This is a genomic window from Nereida sp. NH-UV-3 (assembly GCF_042939535.1).
GTDB classification, from domain to species: Bacteria; Pseudomonadota; Alphaproteobacteria; order Rhodobacterales; family Rhodobacteraceae; genus Nereida; species Nereida ignava.
The window spans coordinates 1065611-1080758 of record NZ_CP132157.1; the positions used below are offsets into that span (position 1 = coordinate 1065611).

The following is a 15148-nucleotide window of genomic DNA, read 5'->3' on the forward strand; positions in this document are numbered from 1 at the left end:
CTAACCTGCATCCGTAGTTTTGCGGTGCACAATAACCAGGTCCATCACATTTGTCCCCGTAGGACCCGTGACCAATTGATCACCAGTGGTGCGGAAAAACGCGCCCGAGTTGGCCAAGCGGATCGCCTCATCCGCACCATCTGCCGCGCCAAAACTGTCACCATCCACAATCGCGCCGGCACCAGCACTTACCCCATCCGAACCATCAGTGCCCGCGACCAGAATACTCAGGTCACTGCGCCCTGAAATGCGGCGCGCAAGTTCAAGCGCAAGGCCTTGGTTCCGCCCACCCTCGCCCGGGTTATCGGGCAGTTGGACCGTGGGTTCGCCACCAAAAATGTAAATCCCCTCGGGGACAGCAACGCCATCCACGGTCGCCAAAATATCGCCCGCGACGTCATTAATATCACCATAAAGCGTTTCCGCATTGTGGTGCACGTGCATCCCTAAAGTCGTGGCCTGTGCTGCAGCGGCATCCCGCGCCACCGCATTTGAGCCAACGATATGGCGGCTATAGCGCAGCGTGCCGCCACCATAAGCACCAATGCCCGAGCCAATCACATCGATCCCGTCACCTTGCACATCTGAAATGGCCAGCACATCCGCCCGCCGTCCGGCAAATGCCGCCAAAAGTTTACCGCCTTTGATACGCGAATGGGCAATGCGTTCTGCGTTGATTTGGCCGATGGTGCTACCGTTTGAGAGCGCAATTTTCGTCCGCTCCATCAGGCTTTCCAAACTCATCCCGCTTGGCAACGCCTCAACCAACGCGGACGCGCCGCCGGACACCAGCATCAACAAACGGCTATCAGGGGCGCAGTCTTGGACGAAAGCCAAAGCAGCCTTCCCCGCAGCGATTGACCGCGCGCAGGGCATCGGATGCGAGGCTTCGCGTATCTCAACATGCGGCAGATCAGGCGCACCGTCGGCGTGGCCATCCTTGGTAATAATCAAAGCAGGCGTGGCGGCGCGCACATTCTCAGGCAGGCCCATGTACATCGCATAGGCGGCCTTACCCACGGCAAGAATGTGATCTGGCGCCTGCATAAAACGCTGCGCAAAAGCACGTGCAACCGCAGGCTCACCCTTCACTGCATCTACACCCGCTTCAAAAAGGCGGCGCAGTGCATCGCGTGTGTTTGAGCTATCAAAACTGTTCATTTGCAAAGCTTAGCGAGCGTGTAAAGCGCGCGCAATTCGCATCGTAGAATATATGCTTGATCGGCGGGACCTTCGCCGGAAACGCAATCCCAACATACAAAGATATGTTGACCTTTGGTCCCACAGCACCAAACCATACCACAGGCCCAGATCGGAGATAACGCCCATGCTCAGCACACAAAATGCCACGCCCATTTCACCGCTTTGTTTTGGCTGCATGCAATTTGGCGGCACCGCCGATGAGGCCAACAGCCGCGCGATGTATGATGCGTGCCGCACCGCAGGGATCAATTTTTTCGACACGGCGCACCTTTATACGGGCGGCGTCTCAGAGGAATTTTTGGGGACCTTTGCCGCCGGCGAGCGCGATGATTTATATATTGCAACCAAGGCCGGATATACGGGCGGCAGCACCGCCAGCAATATTTTCACCACCTTCGACATCAGCCGCCAGCGCCTTGGCATGGACATGGTCGACGCGCTTTACCTGCACCGCTGGGACGACAACACCCCCCTTGAGGAAACATTCGAAGCGCTTGCGACCCTTCAGGCCGACGGCAAAATCCGCCACATCGGCGTGTCCAACTTTGCCGCTTGGCAAGTCATGAAAGCGCAAGCTGTCGCACAGAAACTGGGCAGCAAAATTGATATGTTTCAGCCGATGTATTCATTGGTGAAACGCCAAGCCGAGGTTGAAATCCTTCCCATGGCAGAGGCCGAGGGGATTGCCATTGTGCCCTATTCCCCCCTTGGCGGTGGCCTTTTGACCGGCAAATACAGTACGGGCGCGCAAGGGAGGCTTTCAACAGACGAGCGTTATGCCGCCCGCTACGGTCAGGAATGGATGTATCAAACCGCAGCTGATCTTGCGGCCCTTGCAGAAGAAATGGGGCATTCACCAGCCAGTCTGGCCGTGGCATGGGCCGCCCGTCACCGCGGCGTCACAGCACCAATTATCAGCGCCCGAAACGCCGAACAACTGGCCCCTTCACTGGCCGCCCTTAAGATTTCCCTAAGCGACGAAGACTACGCACGCATCGCCGCCCTATCGCCCACACCAGCGCCAGCGACCGACCGGCTTGAAGAAGCTTAGACTGCCTTCTCAACGGCTACTGCACGCGCTAAACCGCTGATGTGAAATGCAGGAACTAGGCAAATCAAACCATGGACAAAACCGCAGATTATTTCGCTGAAATCGTAACTAGGCGGGCAACTGGGCTGATCGGCTATCGAAAGATTATCGCGATCTCAGGCCCTCCTGCTTCGGGTAAATCGACCGTTGCGGAGGCTGTAGTTGCATCGCTGATTACTATGGAAAAAACGGCGACTTTGGTGCCGATGGATGGATTCCATTTAGACAATGCGGTGCTTGAAAGAGCGGGTACATTGGCGCGCAAAGGAGCCCCTGAGACGTTCGATGCGGATGGGTTTGTGCATCTCATTTCGCGGATCGCGAACGCCACAGAAGCAGTATACGCGCCAGTTTTTGATCGGTCCCGCGATATCGCCGTTGCTGGGGCTCAACTGATCCCGAAGCATGCCGAGTTTGTGATTGTAGAGGGCAATTATTTGATGCTGAACGCGGCACCTTGGGACCAATTGCGGCAGTTCTGGACCCTAAGCGTGGCGATTTCAGCCCCAATGGACGTACTTGAACAGCGGCTGATAGAGCGGTGGGCACATTATGACATCGCCCCCGATGAGGCCCGCGCCAAAGTGCAGGGCAACGACTTGAGGAACGCCAAAATGGTTTTGCAAAATAGTGCGCCAAGCGATCTGATACTGGGCTAAGACGCTCATACGGCGCGCGCTTGCGCACGATTAGGGCTTAATTTCACAAAAACTTGTCAAAACGTCCGATTATTTGACCGTATACAACGGCATACTGTCGACGCGCGTAGATTCATCGGCTAAGGAAATGACAAATCACACTCGCGAGGTTTCTCATGTCAGACATTATCTACACAAAAGTGGACGAAGCGCCCGAACTTGCGTCCGCATCTTTCCTGCCGATCATCCAGAAATTTGCAAAGGCCGCAGGCGTATCTGTCGGCACAAAGGACATCAGCCTCGCAGGTCGTATTTTGGCAACATTCCCAGAGCACCTTAGCGAAGAGCAACGCCAGTCAGACGATTTGGCTGAACTTGGCCGTTTGGTGAAAACCCCCGATGCCAACGTAATCAAGCTGCCCAACATCTCGGCATCCGTGCCGCAACTGGTCGCGGCGGTGAAAGAGTTGCAATCCCAAGGCTATGCCCTGCCCGATTATCCAGAGACACCAACCACGCCAGAAGAAATTGCGGTCCGCGCAAAATATGACGGCATCAAAGGGTCTGCGGTGAACCCCGTTCTACGCGAAGGCAACTCTGATCGTCGTGCGGCCAAAGCGGTTAAAGCATTCGCCCAAAACAACCCCCACCGGATGGGCGAGTGGACCGCAGACAGCAAAACGCGCGTCTCTGCGATGCGCGGTGGTGACTTCTTCTCAAACGAAGTTTCAACAACCCTTAGCGCTGATGCGGATGTGAAGATTGTGCTTGAGACTGCATCTGGCGAGACGGTTCTGAAAGACGGCTTGTCCTTTCCTAAAGGTACAGTAGTTGACGCGACTTTCATGAGTGCGCGCGCGCTTGATGCGTTTCTTGCAGATGAAATCGCAAAGACAAAATCCGAAGGCACATTGTTCTCGCTACACATGAAAGCAACGATGATGAAGGTGTCTGACCCGATCATCTTTGGTCACGCAGTGAAAGCGTTCTTGGCGCCGGTCTTTGAAAAGCACGGGTCCGCAATGGCCGAGCTTGGCGTGAACCCAAACTCTGGCTTGGGTGACTTGTTGGCCCGCGTCAAAGACCAGCCAGCGATCATGGCTGACATTGATGCGTGCATGGCTGACCGTCCCCCGATGTATATGGTCGATTCCGACAAAGGCATCACGAACTTACACGTGCCTTCTGATGTCATCATCGATGCATCCATGCCCGCCTTAATCCGCGCCGGCGGCAAAGGCTGGGGTCCTGATGGGGCTGAAAGCGACGCAAACTGTGTGATCCCCGATAACTCATATGCGCCAGTTTACGACGAGACGATCAAGTTCTTTAAGGCCAATGGCAAGCTGAACCCAGCAACGGCCGGCACAGTGCAAAACATTGGCCTGATGGCACAAAAAGCCGAAGAATACGGCTCACACCCGACCACTTTTGAAATCCCTGAAGCAGGCACCGTAAAGATGGTACTGGCCGACGGCACTGTGTTGCACAGCCACGCAGTTGAAGCAGGTGACATTTGGCGTTCTGCATCTGCGCGCCAAGCGCCGATCGAAGATTGGGTGAACTTGGCCATCGACCGTCAAAAAGCCGAAGGCTGTGAAGCTATTTTCTGGCTTGACGAAAACCGCGCACACGACGCTGAGCTGATCGCTTATGTGAAGCCAATCCTTGAGGCGCGCGGCCTCAGCGACACGTTCAAAATCATGGCCCCACGCGAAGCAACACGCGCATCGCTCGAGACCATCACCGCAGGTCGCAACAGCATCGCCATCACCGGCAACGTACTGCGCGACTACCTGACAGATTTGTTCCCGATCCTTGAATTGGCGACCTCGGCCAAAATGCTGTCGATCGTGAAACTGATGAACGGTGGCGGCCTGTTTGAAACTGGTGCGGGCGGCTCTGCGCCCAAGCACGTTCAACAGCTGATGGAGCAAAACCACCTGCGTTGGGATAGCCTTGGCGAATTCTGCGCATTGGGTGAAAGCCTGCAGTTCCTTGCGGATGCAAAGGGCAACGAAAAGGCTCGTGTTTTGGGTCAAGCCGTTGATGCAGCCACCCAAGGCATCTTGGATAACGACCGCTCACCTTCGCGCAAAGTAGGTGAGCCGGATAACCGTGACAGCCACTACTGGTTTGCCCGTTACTGGGCCGAGGCACTGGCCGCACAAGACGCCGACGCGGATCTTGCGGCACATTTCGCACCAATTGCAGAAGCCCTGCGTGAGAACGAAGCACAGATCGTTGCAGAAATCGCAGCGGCCCAAGGAAGCCCTGCGGACCTTGGTGGTTACTTCCACACGGACCCTGCGAAAACAGCAACGGTGATGCGCGCTTCAGCAACCCTGAACAGCATCATCGGCTAATAAGGCTAGTTTAAGCATCAAGAACCGCGCGCTCCGGATTGGGGCGCGCGGTTTTTTTCATCTATCCAGCATGTGCCCCACCCCCAACTTTCCGTGCACACCACTGTATTCGAAACTGCGGCACTTACGTCAGTACGTTCAGTTTTAATTTGACATCACGCCTTCCAAACCTCTATCGGGCCAAAACGCGATAGGAGAGATGTCATGCGCAGCGTCAGTCTGAAGGCTGAAATTGAGGCAGTGTTCGTTGTTACCCTTGCCTATGTCACATTGTTTGCCGTGACCTTTTTGTTCGTTATGCCCGTCCAAGGTGCGTATTTTCATTGGTTACCAATGAACATCAGCCTTTTGTTTTTGCCCCATGGTGTCCGGCTGTTGTCCATCTATCTTTTCGGGTGGAAGGCGTTGTTCTACCTTCTGCCTGGCCACATAATTACGTGGGCATATCAATCGTTTATGCTGGGAAGTGAGCAGGATATCTTCTCTTCCATTGTCTCAATCACCGCTAGCTTTTTCGCCGTTTGTCTGGTGTTCCGCACATGGACGCATCACAGCGAGAGTGAGCTGCGCTCTCATTGGCAACTGATCTTGATTGCTGGCGCACTTGCGTCAATTGGCAACGGGTTGGGGCACGCTTTTATCTATGGCGGCCAGCTTGATGTGGCGTGGCTGATCTTGGCTGGGGGCTATCTTATTGGGGATGTCACGGGGCTATTTGTCTTGCTCATGGCCCTGATTTTTGTCTCGCGGTGGTACCGTGTTTGGTCAAATAAAGTTTGACGGTGTGAAAACCAAATCTTGCGTGTGTAAAAAACAGTGTCATAGTTCTCCGTATTCACAGACCAGATACTTGCAAAAAAGTCTGGCGCTTAACAACGGGAACAAAGACATGAAAAAAACACTGCTTGCGACAGCATTCGTAGGACTTGGCCTGCCTACGGCCGCTATGGCCGATTGCGGCGAAGTCTCCATTGCTGAAATGAACTGGGCCTCTGGCCAGATCATCACGCGCATCACCGAATTCCTGATGGTCCAAGGATACGGATGTGACGTCACTGTTGTCCCATCCGCAACCACCACCGCGATCACATCACTTGCAGAAAACAACGAGCCTGACATCGTGCCAGAGCTTTGGGTAAACTCTGCACCTGCGTATTTTGACCTCGAAGCCGAAGGCAAGCTGGTCAAAGCATCAGACGTATTTGCTGAAGGCGGCAGCGAAAACTGGTGGGTGCCTGACTACCTTGTCGCAGCGCACCCAGAGCTTGCAACAATCGAGGGCGTTCTTGCTAACCCTGATCTTGTTGGCGGTCGCTTCCACAACTGCCCAGACGGCTGGGGGTGCCGCATTGCGAATGACAACCTTGTTAAAGCGTTCGATTTTGACGGCAAAGGCATGGAAGTCTTCAACCACGGTTCCGGTGAAACACTGGCCGCAACGATGGCTGCAGCCTATGAGAACCAAGAGCCATGGTTCGGCTACTATTGGGGACCAACTGCGGTACTTGGCCGTTACAACATGGTTGCCGTCGACATGGGACCCTACGATGCCGAAATTCACGCGTGTAACCAGACCCAAGATTGCGCTGCACCGCAAATCTCGGCCTACCCTGCAGCGCCTGTTTTGACAGTTGTCACATCGGACTTTGCCGAGCGTAACCCAGATGTATTTGAGTTGGTCAGCAACATCTCGTTCGGCACACAAGAGCTGAGCAATCTGTTGGCATGGCAGAAAGACAACAAAGCATCTGCAGAAGAAGCAACAGTGCACTTCCTGACAACCAACCAAGACACATGGAAGTCATGGATCAATGAAGGTGCAGCCACAAAGCTTGGCGCGATCTTCAAGTAAATTCATAAAGTAACTCAGGCGCCACACGATATTGTGGCGCCTGAGTTTTTTGACCTGCACAAGAAATGCCTCGCGGAACCACAACACCGGCGCAGCGCTCTACTAAGCGGACGGCAGCACCACGTTTGTTTGCTGGCCCAATCCCTCAATCCCCAAGCTAACAGTTTCGCCCCCATGCAAAAAGCGCGGTGGATTTTGCCCCATGCCAACACCGGGTGGCGTGCCCGTTGAGATGACGTCCCCGGGCTGAAGGCTCATGAACTGACTACAATACGAAATAAGATGCGGAACTTTGAAAATCAGCGTCGACGTTGAGCCCGACTGCATCCGCACCCCATCCACATCAAGCCACATCGACAGATCATTCACGTTTGAGATTTCATCAGGCGTCACAAGCCAAGGACCCGTGGGGCCAAACGTGTCACAACCCTTTCCCTTGTCCCATGTGCCCGACCGGTTCAGTTGGAAATCGCGTTCAGACACGTCGTTGATAACACAAAAGCCTGCAACATGGTCCATCGCGTTGGCTTCATCAATGTAGTTGCCACCCTGTCCGATCACGACGCCCAGCTCAACTTCCCAATCAGTTTTGGTACTGCCACGCGGCACCTGAATTGGATCATTCGGGCCACAAACAGCAGAGGTCCATTTGCTGAAAATTATAGGCTCGGCAGGGATATCCATGCCAGCTTCGGCAGCATGATCTGCGTAGTTCAAACCAATACAGATGAACTTTCCAATTCCGCCGACACAGGCCCCAAGGCGCAGGTTTCCTTGTGGCGTCCCCATAACAAGCGGCAGGCTTGCCAGATCGATCCCAGCCAACCGTGCGATGCTGTCGGGCAAAAGCGCATTTCCCCCCACATCATCAATCAAACCAGACAGGTCGCGTACGTGGCCAGTTGCGTCCAGCATCCCGGGCTTTTCCGCACCTTCGGCACCGTATCTTACAAGCTTCATTGCGCCCTCCTTTTAATAAGATTTGGCAGTATGAATGCCCCGCCTACGGCAAAGTAATCAATAGAACGTCACGGAGACAAGACGGCAAGTGGGCCCCGTCCTACCATTCAACGCTTGGCGCCAGAAACTTCAACAGCGCGCGGGACTGAACCGTAATGCTGTCGCGGTCGCGCATGGCGATGCGCAGCTCGCGGCGGGCCCAGTCTTCTTCAATAGGGATCATCACAATGTCTGTCCCCTCAAGGTAGGGCTCAACCGCGCCCAAAGACAAAATCGCGATGCCCAGACGTGCCTGAACCATGCGCCGGACACCGTCGAAACTCATCACTTGTACGCGTGTTCTGATTTGGCTGTTCAGCTCATAGGCCTGCCGCTCAAGATGATGCTGGATGGAGCTACCCTGCTGCAGCGCCACAAAATCTTCGCTCAGCACATCTGCAAATGTCACTTTTTTAAACTCCGCAATCCGGTGATCCGAGGGGGCCGCAATGACAAGCGTATCGCGCCTGTAGAGCACAGATTGCTCCCCCGGTGCATCCGTGAACCCTGAATAGATGCCAAGTTCAGTCTCGCCAGAGCGCACCGCGTCCAAAATATCTGCACTGGTTTGCTCAATCAGCTGAATGCGCAAATCGGGATGTTCCCGCACGAAGGCAGCAAGGTCTTCGGGCAAAAACTGCGTGATCGATGAGGTGTTCGCCGCCACGCGAATGGTTCCTTGGGTGCCGTCCACATGGGCCCCCATACTAACTTCCATTGCAGCAAGGGACTGCCGGATATTGTGGGCGTGCTCTAACAGTTCCTGCCCTGCTGGGGTCAGTTCAACACCGCGTCGCTGTCGATAAAGAAGCGGTGCACCGATGGAACGTTCAAGCTCTGAAATACGTTTGCTGGCTGCCGAAGCAGCGAGGTTATGACGCTTGGCCGCGCGCGCAATACTGCCAAGGCCTCAACGTCTTTGCGAAGGCGATACGCGTCTGTGGTCTGGTCAATTTTGACATCGCCCCACGTGACGGCAGCCCCTTCCACAACATCGCGCGTTAACGTCACATTGTGCGCAAGACCCAATGGCAAGTACCCGTGCTGAACCGATAAAGGTGCAGGACGCAGGCCACCGGAAACAGTATAACCGCCTTCGCCGTCCAAGACCTCGCCTGCCTTAAGGTTGCGCTTGGCGATTGCTGCCACGTCCCCACGGAACTCTGTCGCGACACCTTTTGGTTCACCGCGGATGCCAATGCTTGCTACAGAATAGGGCAATTCCAACCCGATCAAATGCCAACGGCGGCTTTCGCACATGTAGCGCCCTGATGGGTCCGTGACGACTTTGTATTCCTCAAAACAGTTTTTGAGGTATTCCGTGTCCGCCTCAAAACACACCCAAACCCCCTTGCGAATGTCAAAGGGGATCTGCGAACCGTCTTCGCGCAAACAAGAGATCACCTCGAGCATGCCTTTACGCTCAAGCACACCGCCCTACAGAGATAAACCACAGACAAATACGAAAAATGGGACGTACCAACGCGAATGCTGGCCCGCCCCAAGATAGTTGCTACCCCCGCTTCAAAACACGCAAACGGCTGTCCCATTCACCACGATCAACATAGCACCCCCGAAGGTGGCGAAAGCCTGTCGACGGATCAAAAGCCTCGCGGCCATGCATAACGCGACGGTTGTCAAAAACCACCATTTCGCCGCCACACAAGCGAAAAGCGATGCCATAAGCGGGATCACGGGTCATTTGCATAAACTTGCGGTACGCACGGTAGAACGCGGTCATCGTGCTTGGATCAAGGTCCAGAATATCCGCAAGATGCGCGTTAAAACAAACTTCGCGAACTTCACCTTTGGCCCCAAGTTCTATCACACGCTTGCGCGAACGGATGTCCGTTTCATTGTCATGAAACCGAAACGGAACTGATACGGTCGACAGTATCTCAAATGCCCCAGGATCAGCTGTCCGCAAATCCTCAGCAACCGCGGCGCCATCACAAAATGTGGACCCACCGCCTTGGGCCTCGTTGGCAATGCAGTGCAGGAACTGATAGCCCGGAGGCGCATCTTGATTTGTCAGATCAGTGTGTAAAGGCAGCGCATCAGATGTGTAGGCAAGGTTAATCGGGTCAGGTTTGGACATGACCTCAAAAGTCACGCCAAAATTAGTCTCGCGCAGATGCCCGATGTGGCGCGCAACTGTTTCGCCTGCCTCTGGATCATCGGCCAAGCCAGTCACAATCGACAGGCCGTATCTTTTTGTCTGCTCAAGCCACTCAGCAAGGGCATCATTTGACGACATAAGTGTGCTGGCATCTTTGCGCGGCACACCATGGTCGCCAAGCTCGGCGCGCCAAGGAACAGGTGCAATATCCGCGGGGTCATAACGTACCTGTCCAGGCCGATGGGCCTTGACCCAATCAAGGTCAAATCGACTTGGCGCCGCCCCTGACGTCCATGTCAGGATCAAGGCATCGGCGGTGATTTCAGCCTCATGCGGCGCAAGATCAAGCGGCACGCTGGTAAGGTCAAAGTCACGCTCGCCTGTTTTGGCGTGAAAGCCGGAAGGGTCGCTGTCACGCAGCCAAATATACGGAAACTGGCCGACGGTGCCGTCAGGCCAAGATATCTCAAGGCTCTCGGCCCCAGATGTAAGGTTCGGTGTCATAGGTATCTCCGATGAGAATGTGATGTCAGAAAACTGAAAATAGACGCTCACCTAACAGGGGGGTGGCCACCACTCCTGAGCCTTACCGTGCGGGTGGCCCAGACATCTTCCCAACACAGCGCACATGGCTCCTCCCGAAATGCTACCACTCGACTAGAGCACGAACAGCGATACGGTCAAAGAAATTCTTGAATGGCCACTCTAGCGACGCTGACGAAAAAACCCCGCAATAACAGATGTGTACTTGATCAGTGAGTAGTACCAAGTTTTTCCAAAACGGACGGTACCGCTTTTTTCATCGCAAAAAATCCCTTGGTTGCGTGAGGCCAAGCGATTGTATCAAACGGGCGGCGCACTTGAATAAGGTTAATACCCGCTGCTGTCAGATCAGGATGTGCTTCTGTAAGCGCGGTCGCGGTCGGCCCGATGGGCGCATATCCTGTAACCACCGTTTTTGTTTGGTGCCGCTCACAAGCCTTAATGATTTCGTTTGCCCATGCGTCCTGATTGATGATCACAGCGCCACCACAGGCGTCCTGCATCGCGCCTGACGCAAAGCGTTGCGCTAACTCTGCTACAGGCAAGGGTGATCTGCCTGTCGTTGCGAGCGCCCCTATCGTTGCCACAGGCGCATGAGGCAGCACGTCTGCAATCTGCATATCATCTTCTGTGACCACCAGCAGAAACTCATTCCGGATATCTTTTGGCGGCACCGCATCCGGAAGCCGTTTGCGCAAATGATCACTCGCATCTTTAATCGGCGTGACGTTCGTGGTGATCTGGTGGGTCGGACAAAACCGTCTGTTGGTAAATTTGGAAATATTTGAAACACGCGCGATGTAGGGCCGCCCCTTGGTTTGAATGCCCGCAACCCAACGCCAAGCCAAAGTGTTCGATGCGGGATCGCCGTCTATCAAATGCCGCAGAAAGAAATCTGCGCCCAACTCCCAAGGCAGGCGCAAAGTGAAAATCCAGATTGACGCGAACCACATGCGCGCGTGGTTATGCAGATAGCCGGTCGTAACCAGTTCTTCGGCCCATGCGTCAAAGCAATCAATCCCCGTCTCACCTGCTATCGCCTCGCTGTACTGCGCGGCCAAACGCCGATCTTTTTCGAGGCTTTTGATCTGCCTGCGTAACCCCGCTTGGTACGCCGGCCAGACCGTCGGATGCTGTTCAAGCCATCCTTTGAAATAGGTTCGCCAAAAAACTTCATGCACAAACCGTTCAGCTTTTTTGAAATCATGCACGCGAAGTGCCGCCTCTAAAACCTCGGTCTCCGTGATCAAGCGGTGTCTTATCCAAGGTGACAGCGCCGAGACATTTGCACGGCATTCCGGACCCAAATCATAGTTACGGCATCGATCGTAGACATCACCCGCACGGTCGCTAAAGGCCGCCAGCCGCGCCAATCCTGCCTGCCGCGTTGGCGTAAAGTCTGGCTGCTCAAAACGCGCGGCCAACTCAGCGATCAGATCTTTTGTTTTCATGTTTCTGACCCCGCGCCGTTGAACGTAAAATGCTGCAAAAAACGCCCCACGCCACTGTCGTAATAGACGCTTATCAGGCCGCTTCATGGGACATTCAGTTAGCGGCAATTCCGCCTGCGTCGAGAGAAGATCAAACCAAAGTCGGATGTTGCCAAAGATCACGTCGCTCTAGCTTACCAAATAATTGAAAGGCATAGCATGACACAGATTGAACCAAAAACCGCTGACCTTGTGGCACACTATGCCGTGCTGACAAAGGAAACGATGCCAGAGTTAGCGCGGACAACCCACCGCCATTGGCCCGTCAGAAACGATCACTGTTTTCAGCGTATTGTGCTGGATGCCGTATGTGGTGGCGTCTGGTACGACCATTTGGCGCGCCCAGCCTACAAACACTTAACCCGGGCACAAGCGATGCAAGCCGTAAGTCTATGCAGCGATATCATTGACGGAACGGCTGATCTGAATGCGTTGAACAAACAGTCCTTAGTTTGGCGCGGCAAGTTGAGTTAAGTTTCTGAGGCACAAAAAGCGCGCCTGTTTTCAGCCCTCAAAAACTACAGAAATGCGTGTCACCATCGTCACCTATGGGTGCCTCAAAATCCCCCGCCTCTGGTATCCGCCCGAATGCGATTTTACCGCCGACGTATCCGCCCGGAACAGTCTCCTGCACCCCGAGTGACAATGCTTTTCCGCCAAATCGTGACCGCATTTGATCCATCGTTTCACTAATCGTTTCCCACCGTGTGCGATCATCCGCATCGTTGGAAAGCGTATCAAACAGGTCACCTGTTAAATCCGCTTCCGCGTCCAGCCCGTGCAGCATGACTGAGACAGCGTGGGGGCTGAATGGCATCGTCCGGCGTGCCTCAGCCAAACCTTGGGCAAGGGTTTTGCGAAAGCTGTTATCGTCACGCGATGGGGCAAACTGCCCTTCCCAATTCCAACGTTGCGCCTGAGCGCTTTTTGCACGGGTTGAGCGTAAGCGTTGACTTCGCATGGAAAGGGTCAGCCTTGACGCGCGCAGATCTGTGCGCCGCAACCGCCGCGCCGCACCTGCCAGCAGTTGTCGTGCGCAATCTTCTACTTTGTCAGGGCTGCGCCATTCACGCGGCAGCACACGGCTGTGTCCAAACATGCGCTTGCGTGTCTGGGCGCGCGGGGCGTGTGTGCCGTGCAGTTCTTGTAAAAACCGCTCACCTTCAACGTTGCCCCAAATTGCGCGCGCTTGTTTCGGCGCAAGGTGCCAAAGCCCCACAAAATCTGTAACCCCCGCCGCGGCCAGTCGGGCAATCATACCGTCACCGACACCCGACAACTTGGTCAACTTGAGATCGGCCAGCGTATCAGGCAGCATATCCAAATCCAACAAAAGCGTGCCATTTGGTTTATCCCGTTCCGCTGCGATTTTTGCCAAAAGCTCTGTCGGGGCCATCCCAATTGAACAGGTCAAAACAGGGCTGAATTCCTGCGCCAAGGCTGCCTTAATTCTTGCCGCCAGCGCCAAACACTGCCGCGCTTCACTTGGCAACAAAGCGCAGACAACCTCATCAATTGATCTGACGTCTTGGATCGGCACAACAGTTTCGATCGCCTCAAGAATGCGGTTGTGCAACCGCACATAAACATCATGGCGCGCCACAACGAATATCATATCAGGCACCACAGCCCGTGCATCGCGTGCTGGCATGTTGTTTTTCACGCCCATCGCCTTGGCTTCGCGACTGACGGCGATGCAGCCCGTATGAGCGGAATCCAACGCAACAACACCTATGGGCTTGCCGCGTAGTGCGGGGTTAAAATGCTGTTCAGCCGAAGCAAAAAAGCTGTCAAAATCCAGATACAGCCGCTCAGGAAGGCGCAGATTTTCTGACATTTTCAACCTTCCTTTCAAGCCGGCCACAGCCAAAGATAATACCCGTACTCGCATTGCCCAGTGGCCGGACGTTGCCCCGTCCTCCGATCCTGCTACCTGCATGTTACCGAAATGCTTTTGCGAGGTTCAAACCAGATATGCCGGCGACCAGCACAATTGAATTACGCGATATGATTTTGCCTACACAGATTGGAACATACGGCCCTGAGGATGTTGTGCCAGACCATCATTTGCTTGATCTGGTGTTATCCATTGACGCAAGCCAAGTTCTGATCCCGAAGGATGATATGGCCCATGTATTTGACTATGATCCGATGGTCGCAGCAATCCATGACGTGGCGGGTACCGGCCACCGTGCGACGCAGGAGTGGCTGATCACCGAGATTGCAGCGATTTGTGCATTCTACCCTGACATCAAAAGCGCCGAGATCTACCTGCGTAAATTTCCGGTATTAGAACAAAGCGGCACGCTTGGCCTGCGGCTTACCCTAAACGAAGATAATTTAGCGAATATTCGTAATTCAAAGTGACGGACCGGCGTTGAACGTTAGATCAACATTCAACAGTTGTTCAGAAAGAGAGGCTTCAAGTGGATATCGTAACTCTGTTGCTAAGTGCTGTTTTATTCGGCGGCATGACGTTTTTCAGTTTTGGCTTCGCACCGGTGCTCTTTAAACAGCTTCCGATTGGACAAGTGCGCCCACTTTTGCGTGGGACATTTCCATACTATTATTTGGTGATCATTGTGCTGTCCGCTCTGTGCGCTGCCGCAGCATTTATGAGTTCTGGTATCGCTGCGGCTTTGCTCGCCATTATTTGCCTAAGTACAGTCTATGCGCGCCAAATACTGATGCCCCAGATCAACGCGGCAACAGACCGTGATGATGAGGCTACTTTCAAATGGCTGCACGGATTATCGGTTATCATTCAGCTGGTCCAACTGGGGCTTGCGGGATGGGCGCTTGTGCTTCTCGGATCGTAAAATCATAGCCGCCACTCCCCCAAAGCCGT

General features: G+C 54.3%; 15 protein-coding genes. 8 read left to right on the top strand and 7 right to left on the bottom strand.

Annotation, left to right across the window (positions count from 1 at the left end; translation table 11 throughout):
• Entirely contained in the window at positions 1–1161 is a 1161-nt protein-coding gene (locus NeNHUV3_RS05285; RefSeq protein WP_391482957.1) for a DUF4147 domain-containing protein, read from the bottom strand.
• Between the two features lie 166 nt (positions 1162–1327).
• On the opposite strand from NeNHUV3_RS05285, the gene NeNHUV3_RS05290 reads away from it, so the two are divergent.
• The 5 genes from NeNHUV3_RS05290 to NeNHUV3_RS05310 all read left to right on the top strand — a co-directional run bounded on the left by NeNHUV3_RS05290 (position 1328) and on the right by NeNHUV3_RS05310 (position 7149).
• The gene (locus NeNHUV3_RS05290; protein WP_391482959.1) at positions 1328–2254 is read left to right on the top strand and encodes an aldo/keto reductase; all 927 of its coding nucleotides are present in this window, start codon (positions 1328–1330) and stop codon (positions 2252–2254) included.
• Positions 2255–2325: 71 nt separating this feature from the next.
• On the top strand, positions 2326–2952 hold the full coding sequence (locus NeNHUV3_RS05295; RefSeq protein WP_391482960.1) for a nucleoside triphosphate hydrolase: 627 nt from the start codon (positions 2326–2328) through the stop codon (positions 2950–2952).
• Between the two features lie 155 nt (positions 2953–3107).
• Positions 3108–5297, top strand: coding sequence for an NADP-dependent isocitrate dehydrogenase (locus tag NeNHUV3_RS05300; RefSeq protein WP_391482962.1), 2190 nt, complete (start codon positions 3108–3110; stop codon positions 5295–5297).
• A gap of 204 nt (positions 5298–5501) precedes the next feature.
• Positions 5502–6077 (top strand): hypothetical protein, encoded by a 576-nt coding sequence (locus tag NeNHUV3_RS05305; protein WP_391482964.1) that lies wholly within the window; start codon positions 5502–5504, stop codon positions 6075–6077.
• A 109-nt stretch (positions 6078–6186) separates the two neighbouring features.
• The gene (locus NeNHUV3_RS05310; RefSeq protein WP_048599368.1) at positions 6187–7149 is read left to right on the top strand and encodes an ABC transporter substrate-binding protein; all 963 of its coding nucleotides are present in this window, start codon (positions 6187–6189) and stop codon (positions 7147–7149) included.
• A gap of 102 nt (positions 7150–7251) precedes the next feature.
• Here the strand turns inward: NeNHUV3_RS05310 and NeNHUV3_RS05315 are convergent, their stop codons facing one another.
• The 5 genes from NeNHUV3_RS05315 to NeNHUV3_RS05335 form a co-directional block, all read right to left on the bottom strand.
• Positions 7252–8109 (bottom strand): fumarylacetoacetate hydrolase family protein, encoded by an 858-nt coding sequence (locus NeNHUV3_RS05315; RefSeq protein ID WP_391482968.1) that lies wholly within the window; start codon positions 8107–8109, stop codon positions 7252–7254.
• Positions 8110–8209: 100 nt separating this feature from the next.
• Positions 8210–8992 (bottom strand): LysR substrate-binding domain-containing protein, encoded by a 783-nt coding sequence (locus tag NeNHUV3_RS05320; protein WP_391483172.1) that lies wholly within the window; start codon positions 8990–8992, stop codon positions 8210–8212.
• On the bottom strand, positions 8926–9579 hold the full coding sequence (locus tag NeNHUV3_RS05325; protein ID WP_391482970.1) for an SAF domain-containing protein: 654 nt from the start codon (positions 9577–9579) through the stop codon (positions 8926–8928). The genes NeNHUV3_RS05320 and NeNHUV3_RS05325 overlap by 67 nt, the downstream gene beginning before the upstream one ends.
• A gap of 82 nt (positions 9580–9661) precedes the next feature.
• A complete protein-coding gene (locus NeNHUV3_RS05330) occupies positions 9662–10771 on the bottom strand; it encodes a TauD/TfdA family dioxygenase (protein ID WP_391482972.1) in 1110 nt (369 codons plus the stop codon).
• A gap of 248 nt (positions 10772–11019) precedes the next feature.
• Positions 11020–12261, bottom strand: a complete 1242-nt coding sequence (locus NeNHUV3_RS05335; protein ID WP_391482973.1) for an FAD-binding domain-containing protein — start codon at positions 12259–12261, stop codon at positions 11020–11022.
• Between the two features lie 198 nt (positions 12262–12459).
• On the opposite strand from NeNHUV3_RS05335, the gene NeNHUV3_RS05340 reads away from it, so the two are divergent.
• Positions 12460–12774, top strand: coding sequence for a hypothetical protein (locus NeNHUV3_RS05340; RefSeq protein ID WP_391482975.1), 315 nt, complete (start codon positions 12460–12462; stop codon positions 12772–12774).
• Positions 12775–12811: 37 nt separating this feature from the next.
• Here NeNHUV3_RS05340 and NeNHUV3_RS05345 read toward each other — a convergent pair whose 3' ends face one another.
• Positions 12812–14137: a Y-family DNA polymerase gene (locus NeNHUV3_RS05345; RefSeq protein ID WP_391482977.1), complete on the bottom strand. Its 1326-nt coding sequence runs from the start codon at positions 14135–14137 to the stop codon at positions 12812–12814.
• 137 nt (positions 14138–14274) lie between these two features.
• On the opposite strand from NeNHUV3_RS05345, the gene NeNHUV3_RS05350 reads away from it, so the two are divergent.
• Both NeNHUV3_RS05350 and NeNHUV3_RS05355 read left to right on the top strand, forming a co-directional pair.
• Positions 14275–14667 carry a dihydroneopterin aldolase gene (locus tag NeNHUV3_RS05350; RefSeq protein ID WP_391482979.1) on the top strand — a complete coding sequence of 131 codons (393 nt, stop codon included), beginning with the start codon at positions 14275–14277 and terminating at the stop codon, positions 14665–14667.
• Positions 14668–14726: 59 nt separating this feature from the next.
• Complete coding sequence (locus NeNHUV3_RS05355) at positions 14727–15119, top strand: DUF4149 domain-containing protein (protein ID WP_391482980.1); 393 nt, start codon at positions 14727–14729, stop codon at positions 15117–15119.
• The last annotated feature ends 29 nt before the right edge of the window (positions 15120–15148 follow it).